We start from the raw sequence: 15,373 nt of genomic DNA on the forward strand, positions 1-15,373 counted from the left end.
TCTATCAGATTACTGGTAAGCCTATTCCCGTCCATGTACCTAAAAAAGCAGGGTAGGGGAGCGCCCTCATCCTGCCTTCATGCGTGTTATATTTTTTACTGTACTAAATTATCCAAATCCGGCTGCAACTTGTTCCGCAGAACATACAGCATGATGGCACCAACAAGGAATGCGACGGCATCCGCAATAACGAGCGACCAGACCACACCGTGGAATCCGTTCATTCGATTGGCGATATAGAGCACAGGAATCAGAGTAATTCCTTGAATAATTGACATAATAAAAGCAGCGGTTCCTTGCGCTGTAGCTTGGAAGATCCCCGTAAACAGTGTGGTCATTCCTGTGATGAACAAGGATAAGAACGTCACATGCAGAATGTAGCTGCCCGTTTCGATTAATTGCGGGTCATTCGTAAATAAACCAATTAAGTGGTCGGAAATTAGATAGACGATGACGCCGAACACAACGGCTAACGCCACAATCGCTTTGATCGTGAATCCAATGGTAAGCTTCATGCGTAATTTATTCGCCGTAAAAGAGAAGGCAATGAGCGGCACGACTCCCTCGCATAAGCCCATCAGAATAAACTCGGGAAATTGCAATAAACGTGATGATACTCCGTACGCAGCTACGGCCTGATCCCCATATTCAACAAGAAAATGGTTAAAGATAAGCGACATTGCACCCAAAAAGATACTCATAATAAAGACTGGAACCCCGATTTTGAATACATTGCTCAGAATGTCCTTCGTTGCCTTGAACCATTTTACAGAGACGGTTAAGAATTGGCTCTTATATCCCATATGGAAGACGAAGAATACACCCGCAACCAAGTTAGAGATAACCGTAGCAGACGCAACGCCGATCACGTCCCAATGGAACACGAAGATAACTAACGCATCGAGAATAATATTCACGATTACACTTAGAAGCATACCGATCATCGACGTGACTGCTGCACCCTCCGAGCGCACGATATTCTCCAGCGTGAAGAATAAAACGACAATTGGCGAACCAATCAGCATAATTGTGACATAGTCCTTCGTGAATCCGAAGGATTCAGGCGTTGCCCCCAGACCATGAACGATTGGATCGATCAACGGGAGACCGACGGCCATCACGATAAGACCGAGAACTAAACTGCTGTAAAAGGCGAATGAAGACACATGCTTTACATCATTATATTTTTTCTCTCCCAGCAAACGGGAGATGAATGTACCGCTACCCATGCCAATCAAGTTGCCTAGCGCCATAATCACCGCGAATAACGGCAAAGTTAGTGCGAGTGCGGTTAACATGGCCGTATTGCCCAGTGAACCAAGGAAATAGGCATTCAAGATGGCATATATGACACTCATTGACGTGCCTAGAATCATTGGTACAGCGAAATGAGCTACGGCTTTTGCAACGGGTGCTTTTTCAAAGTAATGGAGGTTTTCTGCATCCATGTGGATCACTTCTTTCTTTCGTTATTTTGGACTTTAATTTACTTCGTATTCGCGTGAAAAGAGGAATCCCTTCGATATGACTATCTTACAGTGTTAGTTTGAACCTTACAGTGTTAGATGTTATCATGAATCTATGAACCTGTAAAGAATAAACTTACACTGTTAGATAAAGGGCGGATACCGATGAAAAAGCAACAGCCTCAGATTTCGGAAGATAAGATTTTGGAAACCTCGTGGGAGCTTCTTGGGGAGGAGGGCATCGAGAAATTCAGCATGAGACGATTGGCCGATCGGCTGGGGATACAAGCTCCCTCTCTTTACTGGTACTTCAAGAGCAAGCAGAATCTCTATCAGCGTCTGGCCAATCATGTGTCGAAAATTATCGTGGACGAGTTCCACTCCGAGGGGGACTGGAAGGAGCAGTTGGCGGGTCTTGCAGTAACAGTACGGAGTGTGCTCAGCCGGTATCCCTGCTCCACACAGCTCATGATGATGACGCTGCCTCACGAACCGGACATCATCCGGTTCACCAACCGTATGCTGGTCTGCGTGGAATCGACGCCGCTTGAACAAGAGCAGAAAATACAAGTGGTTACTACCCTTGTGAACTACGTCTTCTACTTCGTTCTAGACGTTTATCAGCATGAGCGCAATGTCTCTGCTATTCTTAAAGCCCGGGAAGAGCTTCCGGGTGAGGTGATGATTCAGCTTCTGGACTCCATGAGCGAAACGGAAGCGGGATTGTTCCGGAGGATGTTCACGAACGGGCTGTTCGAGTTGATGGGGACCGATGCGGCCTTTGAGTTTGGCGTGAAGCTGATTTTGTTGGGAATTGAACAGGTGATAAAGGAGCAGGAGAAGTAGGAAGTAAAAACCGCTCATCCAGTAATCGGATGAGCGGTTTCAATGGTTTCAAAGCCATCGCTTCTTGAGCCAGACGCGGTAAACGACGTAGACGGATGCCAAAAAAAGGACATACACACCAACGGACAAAACGAGCTTGCTTGTACCAGCAAACAGATTGCTGCCGATGAACGCAAACAGCAGCATAGCAGGAATTTTGCCCAATGCGGACGCAACAGCGAATGTAACGACCGAAATGGAAGTAATGGCAGGAATGACATTAACGACAGCTTGTGGGATAACCGGGATCAGTCGCGCCAATAAAATAGTCAGAAACGGATTTTTTTCAATCGCTGTTTGGAGCCTTTCCAGCTTCTCGTACTTGGACAAGTAAGCACGTCCCTGCTTTTGAAACAAGTAGCGTGCTAGCCAAAAAACAATGACTGACGCAACGGAAGCAGCAGTCCAACTGATCAAAGCGCCCAGCAATGGACCGTACATAAACCCGAGCATGCCGATAACTATTTTGTAGGGAATGACCGGTACGATAATAAACCCGAGCGCAGCCGCAAAAATAAGCAGAACGGGCGCATCCCCATACTGCATCCAATGCAAAATTTCATCCTTGAATACATAGACAATAAGTATGAGCACGAGATACATGCTGATGGTGTACCATTTCTTCATTGGGTAGGGTGTCTCCTTGGTCTGAGTCGTTCTTCTCGCCGTGTTGATCCTACTTAGTGTAACATATAAACATTCTTCCTTGGTGTAGCAATGTTGGTTTGACGAGCTCGATATCTAGGAGACGTGGACATAAAGAGTAAGCGTTTTACTATCCATCGATATGATTGAAGAGTTTATTGAAGCCACAGCAGCTTAACATAACGGGCAGAAACACCGAAAAGCCCTCTTCTGAACATCTACAAAGAGGGCTTCCTAACTGGATATTTACTGGTCTTTAGCAATTTCTTTTCTGTTTGGTGCAATTGGAGGTTGTTCTAACCATTTATTTTTTATCATGAGATCAAACCAATTTTTTGAGATGGTTAGATCTTTGAGAATTATTTTCTCATAATCAACAATTAGATCATACCTCATAGAACTTGCTAGTCCTAATCCATGATATGATTGAGCAGTCAGAAACAAAAAACCAGTGTGATACATGATAAGTTTATCTGAAAACGGTGAATCAGTAGATTCGGTTATTTCTGTTTCCCACGACATTGGTACAGGTAAATTATCATCTTTTAGTTTATCACTTAGTATTTGAATGTGGTCATTTGATGTATCAACAGCATCTGTTAGAAATTCCCTTATTTCTTTGGATCCAGCAATTTGACTAAATGCAATTCCAAGTGTTTTTGCCATAATACTTTTCTTTAGGTTGAGAGAAATATTACCAATTTCTATGGCTGACAGAGGACGTTTATCTCCCCAATAACCATCGAGAAATTTTTTACTATCAATAAACTCTGGGTTTGCACGTGGAAAAAAATAGGGGTCTCTTTGAAAACTCCCCTTCTCTAATAATAAATCAACGGTACGATGGAACATATTTTTTCCATCCGTCAAACAAGTATCAAAAAAATCTCTTAAATCTTTTCTAACTGATGTAGTAAGCGAAATTACGTGACCGTTTAAACCGTGAATTGCCATGAGATACAAATAATCCAAACAAAAAATATCCGAAAATAATCTTTTTGTATGGGGGTTAATATCTGAATCTGAAAACCCTATGGGTAATGGAAATCCATCATTAAGAATAAAAGTAGAAACCTGCTTCATTTGATTCTCAGTTATTTTTATTGCATCGTCAAAAACCTCTCTAATGTATGTATCTTCTATAATGGAAAGCATATATTTATTCACGCAATTTACCATAGTACCATTTAAGTATTGCCCCCATAAAGTCCCAATTTCCGTTGATGTTAGTTTTAATTGAGTTTTGTTCATATCTCTGTCACCTCTAAAATTAGATTGCCCAATTAGAGAGGATTTATCACCTTTAGTTTGCATATTTGCCGTTAAACTAACGGCGAACTATAGCGGAGGAGACTAACATCGCGGGAACTCCTCAGTTAGTGTTGCTCAGCATACCCGCCAACAATTATAGATTGAACTTTTGAAATAATGTCACTAATTCTTCTCACGTATGTTCGAATAGGTAAGTTCCTATTTAGCTATCCCTCTTACTTAAGCAATGTAAGTGTCACCTCTAACGTATTATCAACAAACGATCGCTCCGGGCGAGATTTCATTATTACGGTTAGTCCAATTAACGAAACGATTAGTGCCTGTGATAAAGCCTTCGCATTTACACCGAATTCAAGCTCTCCTGATTGTATACCTCGTTCAATGGTTTCTTGAAATATGACCGATAGATACATTTGATGTTCCCTTGTAAGAATTTCGAATTTTTCATCATGAGGCGCAAGTTCGACCATCGTATTGATGCAAAAGCATCCTCGGCTGCGATTTTCCGTATATTCCTCAGCAATCACACCTTCAAAAAAAGCGCGAAATGCATCTTTTACAGATGGATTTTTTTGGAGTTTGGTGCGGACATGAGAAGCACGGGACATCATATATTTGCGCAGCGCGGCTTCGAACAATTCTTTTTTGTCTCCAAAAGCTGCGTAAATACTAGGCTTCTGAATTCCCATTCTGGAAGTTAAGTCACTTAATGAAGTAGCCTCATATCCCTTCTCCCAAAATAGTTGCATAGCTGCATCTAATACTTTTTCTTCGTCAAATTCGCGGGCTCGTCCCATAATCAATTCCCCTCGTTACAATTAATTTTTTCAGAAATATTCAAAATTTCGATCACATGTAAACGCTTGATTTTAATGTACCGATAAGTATGTTAAATTATATAATTCGTCGTTTATATTGTCAAATGCAACCTAGTTCATTCTAACTAGGAAGGATCTTTTCTGGTGATTCAACTCATTACATCTATTTTTATCATTGACATCGAACGATTCTATACGTTATATTTACCAGGCATTATTTGTACCGAACGGTAAAATAAATAATCGATGTCAAATTTAAGAGAGGTAAGGTGTATACAAAATGGAGGAGGTTAAAGATAGTTCTTCTATGACTCGCTATGTGACACTATTGTTTGCAGTTGCCTGCGGGATGTCTGTTGCCAATATTTACTTCGCACAGCCGATACTCGATAATCTGTCGAGTGAGTTCGGTATTGACCAATCAACCATTGGCATTCTCATTACTATTACTCAGATCTTTTATGCAGTAGGGTTGTTAATGCTGGTGCCGCTTGGAGATTTACTGAACCAGCGCCGACTGATAATCGGTCAGATGCTCTTATCCATGATCGCTTTGGTTATTGTAGGCACTGCATCATCCAGCACGGTACTATTCGCAGGTATGGCATTAGTGGGACTGTTTTCCGTTGTGACTCAGACTCTTGTGGCGTTCGCGACGACAATGGCTGCACCTGCTGAACGTGGACGTGTCGTTGGCATGATAACAAGCGGAATTGTGATTGGCATCCTTCTTGCTCGATCCATTTCAGGAATATTAACAGATTTTGCAGGTTGGCGTTCCGTATATCTGGTCTCCGCCGCGTTGATGCTTCTTATGGTTTGTGCGTTATTTAGGGAGTTGCCGAATGTTGAGCGTAAGGGAACGTCGCTGTCCTATCCCCAGTTACTTAGGTCAGTGCTTAAGCTGCTTGTAAAAGAACGGATATTACGCATCCGCGCTGTTCTGGCTCTGCTGATTTTTGCTGCTTTCAGCATTTTGTGGACGCCATTAGTACTCCCTCTTAGCGCGCCGCCATTATCTCTTTCACACACTGCAATTGGGGCGTTTGGTCTCGTGGGAGTTGTCGGAGCGTTAGCTGCAGCAAGAGCGGGCAAGCTAGCCGATCGAGGTTACGGACAGAGAACGACGGGCATTGCTTTGATCCTATTATTGATATCATGGTTGTTGATCAGCCGTACGGAACAGTCGTTGTTCGCATTGGTCATTGGAATTGTTCTTCTAGACTTGGCCGTTCAGGCCGTGCATGTCACTAATCAAAGTATGATCTTCTCATTGCGTACGGAGGCGCGCAGTCGGCTAGCTGCCGGGTACATGGTTTTCTATTCTATAGGAAGTGCTACTGGTTCCATCGCTTCGACCCATATCTATGCACACTATGGCTGGAACGGAGTATGTTTGCTCGGGGCCTCCGTTAGTGCTTTAGCTCTTCTTTTTTGGGCTATGACCAACCGCGCTGTTATTAAAAATTGAATAGGAGAGATTGCCATGGAAATAGGTATTACTTCGTTTGTAGAAACAAAGCCGGATGTTCAGACTGGTGAAGTTATGAGTCACGCACAGCGATTGCGTGAAGTTGTCGAGGAAATTGTCCTTGCTGATCAAGTGGGACTTGATGTGTTTGGCATAGGTGAGCATCATCGGAAGGACTATGCAGCATCTTCACCAGCACTTGTGCTGTCTGCGGCTGCCTCACAGACGAAACGGATTCGACTGACCAGTGCAGTGACGGTGCTTTCTTCCGTTGATCCGGTGCGCGTTTTTCAGGATTTTGCTACGCTCGATGGTATTTCAAATGGACGTGCGGAGATTATAGCGGGCCGGGGCTCCTTTATTGAATCTTTTCCACTGTTTGGCTATGACTTGAATGACTATGATGAGCTGTTTGAAAAACATTTGGAATTGCTCCTTCAAATACGGGAGTCCGAAAAAGTAACCTGGAAGGGCGGGCATCGGCCAGCGATTAACAATTTGGGCGTGTATCCACGGCCCGTTCAGAATCAATTACCGATATGGGTTGGCAGCGGAGGCAGACAGGAGTCTGCTGTCCGTGCAGGTCTGCTAGGACTGCCGCTGATGTTGGCAATAATTGGCGGAAAACCGACGGATTTCGCACCACTTGTGCAGCTTTATAAGAAAGCGGCTGCGCACGCTGGTCACGATGAATCGCGGCTTAAGGTTGGGGCGCACTCGATAGGATTTGTTGGAGAGAATATTGAACGCGCTGCAGATACATTTTTCCCTTCTACCATGGCAGGTATGAATAGATTAGGCAAAGAGCGGGGCTGGGCCCATTATGATCGTTCAAGCTACGATGCCGCGCGCAGTTTTGAAGGAGCCCTGTATGTCGGCGATCCCGAGACTGTTGCTCAGAAAATCATTCACCTTCGCAAAAATGTAGGGGTTACACGATTTATGCTGTATGTGCCATTAAGCACTATGCCGCATGCCCAAGTGATGAGAGCCATTGAACTGTTAGGAACGGAGGTAGCGCCCCGTGTTCGGGAGGAAATAACCAAGTGGGAAGCCGAGACGGGAAAAGGGAAATAATTCATTCGCATGAATAAGGCTCGTGTTGGATAAAACCAATACGAGCCTTATCTTGTTATGTAAAAAATGAATAGAAGAATACTCTGCCTATAAATGATGCAATATTCACTTTATATTGATACTAGGAAAGAATTATGGTAACAGGGATATCAATGATATAGAATATCGAAACCGGAGGGGGTTGTTCCTATTGTTTCAACTGGAATCTAATGAAGATATCGAGAAAGTAATAATGCAATATAAACAAGCAGCTTTAAAAGCAATTCAAAATTATGATATAGATTGGGAACTGATTCGGTTTAATCAACTATCAGACACATGTACTTTCGTTCTTGAAACAAATAAGAGCGGATCTTTTTTGCTTCGAATCCACTCTGAAATGAGCACTGAAGAGATAAATTCTGAATTACTCTTGCTTGAATCACTGAATGAAAAAATCGATTTTGTTATCCCGATGGGTATTTTGAATCGCTACGGTTCCAGAACGATAGAACTCGAACTAGAGAATGGTTACCGATGTAATGCCTCATTAATGAGTTGGGTAGAGGGTGAGCACGCCAAAGGAGGACTTACTGATGATCAAATATACAGAGAGGGAGTTCTCTTGGCAAAGCTCCATCAAGCATCACAGGATTTTGAGCTGACTACAAATTTCAAACGTCCTACTTGGGGAGAGCATAGTTTTAGGCATGCGATTACTCGTTTAACGAGATATTACAATCGCTTCTTGAGTGAAGCTGAATTCAAATTGTATTTAACAGTTGCTGAGCAAATATCCTCATGGATGGTCATGCTTCATAAAGATAGAAATAGTTATGGGCTTATTCATGGTGATCTTCATCAAGGCAATATTGTATTTCATAATGGAGAACCTCGTCCGATTGATTTTGGAAGATGTGGGTTTGGATACTTCCTTTATGATATAGCACATACAATTCTAGGGCTTTATCCCGCACAAAGAGAGTTAGTCATCAAGGGTTACGAGAGCATTAGGAAACTAGAAGGTAATTGGTATACAGAGTTGGAAGGGTTTGCGGTGATGGTAATGATTGAAAATTATTGTCACCATGCCCCTGATCCTAGGGAAACCGAGGGACTGAAAGCAGAACAACCCTACGCCCAAGCAATTATAAATAATTACTTAAATGGAGAGCCATTTTTATTTAATGCTATTGACTTGCGGGCTTAGTTTGTATAATTTGTACCTTCTGCTGCTGGGGGATATGAATTAAACATATTTGCCGGAACTTTGTCTGGAGTGAACTGTTATTTTCATAAAGGTTATAATTTTATATTGAAGAATGTATAAAATGCTGTTAATCTTATGGGAATATTTTCTATAAGGGGGGTTATTTAATGAGCATTAAACCAACCGATCCGATACTATATTCGATACCTGAGAGCTTTGAAAGTGAACGATTGCTGATAAGAGCCCCATTATGGGAAGATGGCGTGAGGGTAAATGAGGCAGTTAAAGAAAGTATTGAAGAATTGCGCCCCTGGATGCCGTGGGCCGAGAACATTCCCTCAATTGAAGAGTCTGAAATAAGCATTCGACGATCTAGGCTTCAATTCTTGGATCGCACCGATCTAAGATTACTCCTTATTCTGAAAGAAACAGGTCAGTTAATTGGTAGCAGCGGTTTACATCGAATAGATTGGCAATCGCGCAAATTTGAAATTGGTTATTGGGTGCGTACATCTTTTGGCAATCAAGGATATATTACGGAAGCAGTAGAAGCTATTACAAACTATGCTGTACATGAGTTACAAGCTAATCGAATTGAAATCCGATGTGATGGACGCAATGCTCGAAGTTCACGAGTTGCCGAACGCCTGGGATTCACTTTAGAAGGAATTCTTCGAAATGATAAGTATGATGTAGATGGTTCATTGAGAGATACTATGGTATTTTCTAAGGTTCGAGGTGTGGAGTTTTAGTTTTACCTGACGATCTGGCATGTTTTGGGTTGTTAACTGGGGTATGCCACTTGTAATCGTATCGAATCATATTTTTACCTATGTGTGCCATAATAGGTTGATTGTGAGGTTATCTAGAATATGCGTTATTTTACCAAAGAAATGTATGAGAAAATGCAGGTCTGCGGGTATTTGCGTGTCGCTCCGCATATAAACGAGCAAAATGAAGAATTGAAAGAATGGTACATTACCCAAGGGCGCGATTTCCGCTCCGAAGTACAGCAGCAGTTTCTGCAACTTAAACCACTTTTACTGAAGTATGTGCCGGACTTCCGTGTCTCAACCATATTTGCGCAATTCGTCGCAGAAACCGAAGAGCGCACCGAAGAAATGTCCGTATTTATCAATCGATGGGCTAAGGATTATGAGAAAGCATGGGAAGAAGCATGCCGCAGTAGCTGGGAGGAGTATCAAGAAATCCGCAGCACACTTCCCCAAAGCTTTACGGCGATGCGCGAAAAGCATGACCTGCATGACGCCAAAATCATATCTGTTAATTGGCGTGAAGACAGCAGCATCGTTGTCAAACTGGACGGGAAAAGCTCGTTGGGATTATGTGGCACAGGTTACCTGACTTTCGAAGATGTGCACAGCTACGAGATACCCAAGGGGGTTGACAGGGACTGGTGGCTGTACGACGAAGTTCATTTGACGCCGGAAGGCCATATGGATTTTAGAGCCTTGCTTCATGACAACTCGGGCACTTCCGAAGAATTTGTAACTCTGCATGAATTGCGGATTGTCGCTCAGGGCTTCAGATTCGAGCTGGAGAAGTTTCCGGAAACAGAGATGTAACAACAGAACGTTACGGGCAGATTTGCTTTACCCATTTATCTTTCATTTATATTATAAGGAAACGGATACATTATTTGGGCTTGTATTGACAAAGGAGGGGTACTATGACAAAGGATGTCATTGAACGTGCTGCGGGTGGATTAGTTCTTCGCAAGGCACGGACAGGATTCCAAGTCCTACTCATTGACGATAGATATGGACATGTGAGTTTCCCAAAAGGCCATCTGGAATCCGGAGAAACATGGGAGGACGCTGCAGTCCGAGAAATTTTCGAAGAAACCGGAATTAAATCAAGAATCCTTTCACCCCTTGGCGATGTTGAATATCCGATCAAACGAAAAGGGTTAACCGTTCGAAAGCAGGTCCGCTTATTCGTTCTTAAAGCCATCGATGAACAGGCAGAGCCTGTCCATCAGGCTAATGAAGTTGAAAGTGCTCAATATTTCGCTTGGGAAGATGCACTTCGACTTCACATGGAACGAGGCTATGTGGACTTGAATTGGGTATTTGATAAGGCTAAAGCACTTTGGGATTGGCACGAGAAACGAACGGAAAACGAGAGTTAAGCAATTGTTACATAATTGAAATCTTATTTTCATCTGATATTAATCATTCAGTATTATAATAAAACACGACCCCCTTTAAAATATAAACTTAGACCCACAGCCCGTTGCTGTGGGTCTCTTTTTACTAACAAACTAAAGAATTAGTATAGTTTACCATATTGTCGGTTGAAAATGGCAAGCAAGTACCCCAATGATACGGATAAGTACCAAGACGGAAAAGAGTATTTTGTTAATGAATTGGTTAACAAAACTAAATACTGGGATGCAAAAAGAAATTCTTCATAACGCTAACGGGAGACGATAGTGAGTTATATAGTTGAGTATATCCCAATTTAATGATAGTGTATTATTAGGTAATACCTAATTTTATTAGGTGATAGCTAAATAAATGCGAGGGGTGTTCGACTTGCTCGAATGGATGTTGAGAAAAATAATGGCTGACAGAGGCATATGGTCAGGTGCAGCATTGGGGCGTCTTTTAAATGAAAAGGCTGACTATTCTCTTTCTGCACCTTCCATCAGTGCTTTATTATCAGGAAACCCGAAACAAATGAAGGCAGACACTCTTGATGCATTATGTACAGCTTTAGAATGTAATCCAAATGACTTATGGGTCCACACTCCATCATCACGCATAAAGGGTGCTTAACAATGACTATAAAGGCTATTTTGCCGTTTGGAGATCCTACTCTTCGAAAGTTTTCTAAACCAGTTGAAAACATTACTCCAAGAATAATAAAACTTCTTGATGATATGACTGAGACACTCTATGCTTCGGATGGTCGAGCTGGTTTAGCCTCTCCTCAAGTCGGGATTCTAAGAAGAATTATTGTTATGGATTGCGGTGAAGGTTTAATTGAGTTAATTAATCCCGAGATAATTTATCAGAGCGGGGAACAAACAGGACCTGAGGGATGTTTATCCTATCCGGGTTACGCGGGTGTAGTGAGAAGATTTCAGTCAGTAAAAATAAAAAGTTTAACTAGATCCGGTTCAGAAACTATTATTGAAGGTGAGGGGTTACTTGCAAGATGCATTCAACACGAAATTGATCACTTAAATGGAATTCTCTACATAGATCACATTAAAGATGGTTTGTTTTATAATGAGGAAACTAATATGAGGGCAAATCTGCTTGAAGTGACAGAGTTAACATATAGCAATTAGCTTTATAGAAGGGATACAATATTGAAGGCAGCCGATATCTAGCGGTTGCCTTTTCCCCGCTAACAGAATAAGCAATGGGATTAACTTGCGTACCCCATGGAACGTTCAATCAGGCTTCAGTTAGCAACTATTCACTCCGTAGGATCGTCTATTTAAAGATTCCACTATTTTCCAATGAATAGAGTATAGACAAAGATCCATGAACGGAGCTGCTGATGATGATGAAGAGATGGATTACGGTTACTACACTAACTGCGCTGCTGCTTAGTTCCTGCTCCGCTGCAGGAGATGAACGGTCGAAAACCACGGATGCTGTTACGGGAACCAAATCTCGTAAACAACAATTGATTTATGCGCAAGGAACAAAGGTGATGGAACGAATAGCTGTTCCTAACGGTTATGAGAGGGTTCCTGTAGAGGATGGGTCATATGGGAGTTATTTGCGGAATCTACCTCTGAAGCCCCATGGCTCCAAGGTACATTTATTTAATGGGGAGCTTAAGGCTAATGAGGTTTACGAAGCTGTGCTCGATGTGGATGTAGGGGAGCGGGATCTGCAGCAGTGCGCCGATGCGGTTATGAGGCTTCGGGCGGAATACCTGTATGGTAGTGGCAAGTATGATAAGATTCACTTTAATTTTACAAATGGCTTTAAAGCTGACTTTGCAACATGGAGGAAAGGGAATCGGATTGAAGTTTCCGGCAACAAAGTCTCATGGACCAAACGGGGAGCGGCCTCCGACAGCTACGAGGTGTTTCGAAGTTATCTCAATATGGTATTCGCGTACGCGGGAACGTTGTCCTTGTCGAAAGAAATGAAGCAGGTGCCACTGTCAGAGATGCAGGCTGGAGATGTGTTTCTGGAAGGGGGCACGCCTGGACATGCAATTGTCGTATTAGATATGGCTCAGAACCCCAAGACCGGTGAAAAGCTATTTATCTTAGCGCAGGGCTACACACCTGCGCAAGACATACACATTCTGCAGAATGAGGCTAACGGGGAGGGGAATCCTTGGTATTCCACTGCGTTTGAAGGGAAGTTGAAATCCCCAGAATGGACATTTACAAGGGAACAACTGTACAGGTTCACAGATTAATGCCAAGGGGGAAGGCTTAATCGGATCACATCAAGGTGTTGATGCCGGAATAATGCCAACCTCAAGAGATTGGTTAACCTAAAATTACGTGATCAAATCCAAGAATCCGTATATGCAGAGGAGAATGCCAGAATATCTAAAGAACTGGATGAACTCCGGCAAAAGAAAGCGATACTGGAGAAAGACAACGATCAGCAATCACAAATTCAAGCAAGAGTGAATGAAATTATACAAGTCATGTAGAGAAAATCACCATTCTCTCACCGGCGCATTTTATTTTTACCTTGAAAAGTGGGTTGGAGATCGAAGAGTTCGAGGGGTAAGCTCCAACCCTGATCATCCCCATGCCATCCTTAACACCTTTCAGATAAAACCATTCCTTTTCAGCCGAATGCAGATACTGAACGCCATCTTCCCACTCCAACAGAATACCGTGAGCAGTACCATCCACTTGATTCTTCAAATCCGTCAGCAATTTCGATGATTTCTGGATTAATGGGGCAATATGTTCCTGTTGTTCCACAGTGAGCGATAAATCATCAAACCTCTCATGTAATCCCTTTAAAACCCATTCAGGCCATTCTTCCATAGTGATAACCCCTTCCTGTTGTTCGAGTGTGTGTATGTTATCTTTGATGGGAAGGGATGGCAAGTTTATTTTAAATTCGCCATTACTTTACAAATATCTGCTGAATTTGACTTATATATGGTATGATTTTACTACTGAACCAGCTTTTGAAGGTTAAAAGGATAGGTGGGATACTTTGATACTATAAAGTCACAGAAGGGTAGAGAGTTTGTTCTCCTTGGGCAATTAGAAGAATATGAGAAGTTGAAACTTGAACAAAAGTATGGGGAAAGAAGAAAAACTCCAATAGACGAATTTACAATGAAGAGAATCGACGTTCTAGATTATGTGCTCATAGAAGATGAACATACTGAATCATTTAGAAAAATATTCGAAACTTTTCATGATCAGAATGCGCTTTTTAACTTAGAATCATTTTATGTTTCTAAGAAGAATGGATTGATTCATGAGGATTTTAATGCATATCTCACGGTTAAAGAAGCAGAGAAATTACTGAAACCTTTGCAAAATTTCGTCGATAAGCACAAAAAAGAAGATAGTGAACAATAAAATAATACTTTTGTTGGGATTAGCTGCTTACCAATCTTACAATGGGGCTTAGCGAAAATGAGAAAACTATTTTACACATTTTTGATTTTACTAATAGTAGTATTTATTATTTTGGTTACTTGGTCAAAAAGGGTGGATAGTAAATCCATAGTTCCAGTGTTAAATAACTTCTATAGCGATTTTATTGATAAAGACTATTCAAACATGTATAAATACACTGATTTTAGTATATACGCTTCAAGCACCATTTTTACGAATGAAGGAAAAGTAAGTTTGGCACAAGGATTATTAAATAACGACAGGCATTGGTATGGCAATATACAAAGGTATTCAATAAATAGAATAAGTTGGCGAGGTATAGACCAAAGAAGTGCAACAGTTGCTGTAACGACTTTGGGTGTAAACGGAGATGAACAAACTTTATATGATGAAGTCATCATCAAAAGGATAGGATCAAATTGGTTTATTACTGAGTATAACTCAGGATCTCCTTGGCGAACTATGAAGATGCCTTAAGAGGGGATAGCAAGTAAATAAAACAATTCTTTTAATGGAAATAGGTGAGTGTTGTGTCATTGAGCTTTATCATCAATTGAGAGTTGAACTTGAGAACGATCTTAAATTTAAATATTATGTTCTCCATGGAGAGATGGACTTAGCAAAAAAATATCGTAATGATACAACTTCGTATACATATGCTAAGCATCCATTCATAACGAGCGTGATTGAGGAAGCTAGGAAAGAGCAAGGAAGTACATGAAAGCAGGATTTTATAGAACGAGGGCAAAGCACAATGTTCGAACTTCACGATGCAGAAGACCAACTAAAAGAAATGCTTGGCGATAATAAATTTGATGTATTAGATGTTTGGAACTCAAACTTCGCAGAGCGAAATTAGTCTTAAATCCTTGATACATATAGCAGAACCAGGATAATGATTGACCTCTTGCTAAAATAGAAAAACACCGCTTCGGTTTGGTATAGTGATTGTGACGA

Annotated in this window: 18 protein-coding genes; 13 read left to right on the top strand and 5 right to left on the bottom strand. The window is 41.7% G+C overall.

The genetic code is table 11. From position 1 onward, the window contains the following. Positions 1-95: 95 nt before the first annotated feature. Positions 96-1,448: an MATE family efflux transporter gene (locus tag IEY34_RS22060; RefSeq protein WP_189015180.1), complete on the bottom strand. Its 1,353-nt coding sequence runs from the start codon at positions 1,446-1,448 to the stop codon at positions 96-98. 183 nt (positions 1,449-1,631) lie between these two features. Between IEY34_RS22060 and IEY34_RS22065 the strand changes: the two genes are divergently transcribed. Further along, positions 1,632-2,312, top strand: coding sequence for a TetR/AcrR family transcriptional regulator (locus IEY34_RS22065; RefSeq protein ID WP_189015182.1), 681 nt, complete (start codon positions 1,632-1,634; stop codon positions 2,310-2,312). 48 nt (positions 2,313-2,360) lie between these two features. On the opposite strand, the gene IEY34_RS22070 is transcribed toward IEY34_RS22065, so the two are convergent. The 3 genes from IEY34_RS22070 to IEY34_RS22080 form a co-directional block, all read right to left on the bottom strand. Next, complete coding sequence (locus IEY34_RS22070) at positions 2,361-2,978, bottom strand: TVP38/TMEM64 family protein (protein ID WP_189015184.1); 618 nt, start codon at positions 2,976-2,978, stop codon at positions 2,361-2,363. A gap of 264 nt (positions 2,979-3,242) precedes the next feature. Further along, entirely contained in the window at positions 3,243-4,247 is a 1,005-nt protein-coding gene (locus IEY34_RS22075) for a DUF3231 family protein (protein WP_189015186.1), read from the bottom strand. Between the two features lie 236 nt (positions 4,248-4,483). Beyond that, a complete protein-coding gene (locus IEY34_RS22080) occupies positions 4,484-5,065 on the bottom strand; it encodes a TetR/AcrR family transcriptional regulator (protein WP_189015188.1) in 582 nt (193 codons plus the stop codon). A 301-nt stretch (positions 5,066-5,366) separates the two neighbouring features. On the opposite strand from IEY34_RS22080, the gene IEY34_RS22085 reads away from it, so the two are divergent. From IEY34_RS22085 to IEY34_RS36920, 10 genes are all read left to right on the top strand, one after another. Then, positions 5,367-6,557, top strand: coding sequence for an MFS transporter (locus tag IEY34_RS22085; protein ID WP_189015190.1), 1,191 nt, complete (start codon positions 5,367-5,369; stop codon positions 6,555-6,557). Between the two features lie 15 nt (positions 6,558-6,572). Then, positions 6,573-7,634 carry an LLM class flavin-dependent oxidoreductase gene (locus IEY34_RS22090; RefSeq protein ID WP_189015192.1) on the top strand — a complete coding sequence of 354 codons (1,062 nt, stop codon included), beginning with the start codon at positions 6,573-6,575 and terminating at the stop codon, positions 7,632-7,634. A 190-nt stretch (positions 7,635-7,824) separates the two neighbouring features. After that, positions 7,825-8,823: a phosphotransferase enzyme family protein gene (locus tag IEY34_RS22095; RefSeq protein WP_229757781.1), complete on the top strand. Its 999-nt coding sequence runs from the start codon at positions 7,825-7,827 to the stop codon at positions 8,821-8,823. A gap of 167 nt (positions 8,824-8,990) precedes the next feature. Then, entirely contained in the window at positions 8,991-9,575 is a 585-nt protein-coding gene (locus IEY34_RS22100; protein WP_189015196.1) for a GNAT family N-acetyltransferase, read from the top strand. A 120-nt stretch (positions 9,576-9,695) separates the two neighbouring features. Next, positions 9,696-10,409 (top strand): DUF4085 family protein, encoded by a 714-nt coding sequence (locus IEY34_RS22105; protein WP_189015198.1) that lies wholly within the window; start codon positions 9,696-9,698, stop codon positions 10,407-10,409. Positions 10,410-10,513: 104 nt separating this feature from the next. Then, a complete protein-coding gene (locus IEY34_RS22110) occupies positions 10,514-10,975 on the top strand; it encodes an NUDIX hydrolase (RefSeq protein ID WP_189015200.1) in 462 nt (153 codons plus the stop codon). Positions 10,976-11,381: 406 nt separating this feature from the next. Beyond that, positions 11,382-11,624 (top strand): helix-turn-helix domain-containing protein, encoded by a 243-nt coding sequence (locus tag IEY34_RS22115; RefSeq protein ID WP_189015202.1) that lies wholly within the window; start codon positions 11,382-11,384, stop codon positions 11,622-11,624. Positions 11,625-11,626: 2 nt separating this feature from the next. Continuing rightward, positions 11,627-12,142 carry a peptide deformylase gene (def, locus tag IEY34_RS22120; RefSeq protein ID WP_189015204.1) on the top strand — a complete coding sequence of 172 codons (516 nt, stop codon included), beginning with the start codon at positions 11,627-11,629 and terminating at the stop codon, positions 12,140-12,142. Positions 12,143-12,357: 215 nt separating this feature from the next. After that, complete coding sequence (locus IEY34_RS22125) at positions 12,358-13,239, top strand: DUF4846 domain-containing protein (protein WP_229757782.1); 882 nt, start codon at positions 12,358-12,360, stop codon at positions 13,237-13,239. A gap of 69 nt (positions 13,240-13,308) precedes the next feature. Beyond that, positions 13,309-13,482, top strand: a complete 174-nt coding sequence (locus tag IEY34_RS36920; protein WP_189015205.1) for a hypothetical protein — start codon at positions 13,309-13,311, stop codon at positions 13,480-13,482. Here the strand turns inward: IEY34_RS36920 and IEY34_RS22135 are convergent. Continuing rightward, positions 13,475-13,828, bottom strand: a complete 354-nt coding sequence (locus IEY34_RS22135) for a hypothetical protein (protein WP_189015207.1) — start codon at positions 13,826-13,828, stop codon at positions 13,475-13,477. The genes IEY34_RS36920 and IEY34_RS22135 overlap by 8 nt on opposite strands. A 165-nt stretch (positions 13,829-13,993) precedes the next feature. Between IEY34_RS22135 and IEY34_RS22140 the strand changes: the two genes are divergently transcribed. Together IEY34_RS22140 and IEY34_RS22145 are read left to right on the top strand one after the other, a co-directional pair. Then, on the top strand, positions 13,994-14,377 hold the full coding sequence (locus tag IEY34_RS22140) for a hypothetical protein (protein WP_189015209.1): 384 nt from the start codon (positions 13,994-13,996) through the stop codon (positions 14,375-14,377). 57 nt (positions 14,378-14,434) lie between these two features. Then, positions 14,435-14,893 (top strand): hypothetical protein, encoded by a 459-nt coding sequence (locus IEY34_RS22145; RefSeq protein WP_189015211.1) that lies wholly within the window; start codon positions 14,435-14,437, stop codon positions 14,891-14,893. The last annotated feature ends 480 nt before the right edge of the window (positions 14,894-15,373 follow it).

This window comes from Paenibacillus marchantiophytorum, assembly GCF_014640555.1.
In the GTDB taxonomy this organism is placed as follows: domain Bacteria; phylum Bacillota; class Bacilli; order Paenibacillales; family NBRC-103111; genus Paenibacillus_E; species Paenibacillus_E marchantiophytorum.

Bases quoted from the DNA above. Each gene is read 5' to 3' on its own strand.
- IEY34_RS22065 (WP_189015182.1), top strand. From the start codon at position 1,632: ATGAAAAAGCAACAGCCTCAGATTTCGGAAGATAAGATTTTGGAAACC.
- IEY34_RS22145 (WP_189015211.1), top strand. From the start codon at position 14,435: ATGAGAAAACTATTTTACACATTTTTGATTTTACTAATAGTAGTATTT.
- IEY34_RS22125 (WP_229757782.1), top strand. From the start codon at position 12,358: ATGATGATGAAGAGATGGATTACGGTTACTACACTAACTGCGCTGCTG.
- IEY34_RS22085 (WP_189015190.1), top strand. From the start codon at position 5,367: ATGGAGGAGGTTAAAGATAGTTCTTCTATGACTCGCTATGTGACACTA.
- IEY34_RS22080 (WP_189015188.1), bottom strand. From the start codon at position 5,065: ATGGGACGAGCCCGCGAATTTGACGAAGAAAAAGTATTAGATGCAGCT.
- IEY34_RS22135 (WP_189015207.1), bottom strand. From the start codon at position 13,828: ATGGAAGAATGGCCTGAATGGGTTTTAAAGGGATTACATGAGAGGTTT.
- IEY34_RS22090 (WP_189015192.1), top strand. From the start codon at position 6,573: ATGGAAATAGGTATTACTTCGTTTGTAGAAACAAAGCCGGATGTTCAG.
- IEY34_RS22075 (WP_189015186.1), bottom strand. From the start codon at position 4,247: ATGAACAAAACTCAATTAAAACTAACATCAACGGAAATTGGGACTTTA.
- IEY34_RS22070 (WP_189015184.1), bottom strand. From the start codon at position 2,978: ATGAAGAAATGGTACACCATCAGCATGTATCTCGTGCTCATACTTATT.
- IEY34_RS22110 (WP_189015200.1), top strand. From the start codon at position 10,514: ATGACAAAGGATGTCATTGAACGTGCTGCGGGTGGATTAGTTCTTCGC.
- IEY34_RS22105 (WP_189015198.1), top strand. From the start codon at position 9,696: ATGCGTTATTTTACCAAAGAAATGTATGAGAAAATGCAGGTCTGCGGG.
- IEY34_RS22060 (WP_189015180.1), bottom strand. From the start codon at position 1,448: ATGGATGCAGAAAACCTCCATTACTTTGAAAAAGCACCCGTTGCAAAA.
- def (WP_189015204.1), top strand. From the start codon at position 11,627: ATGACTATAAAGGCTATTTTGCCGTTTGGAGATCCTACTCTTCGAAAG.
- IEY34_RS22100 (WP_189015196.1), top strand. From the start codon at position 8,991: ATGAGCATTAAACCAACCGATCCGATACTATATTCGATACCTGAGAGC.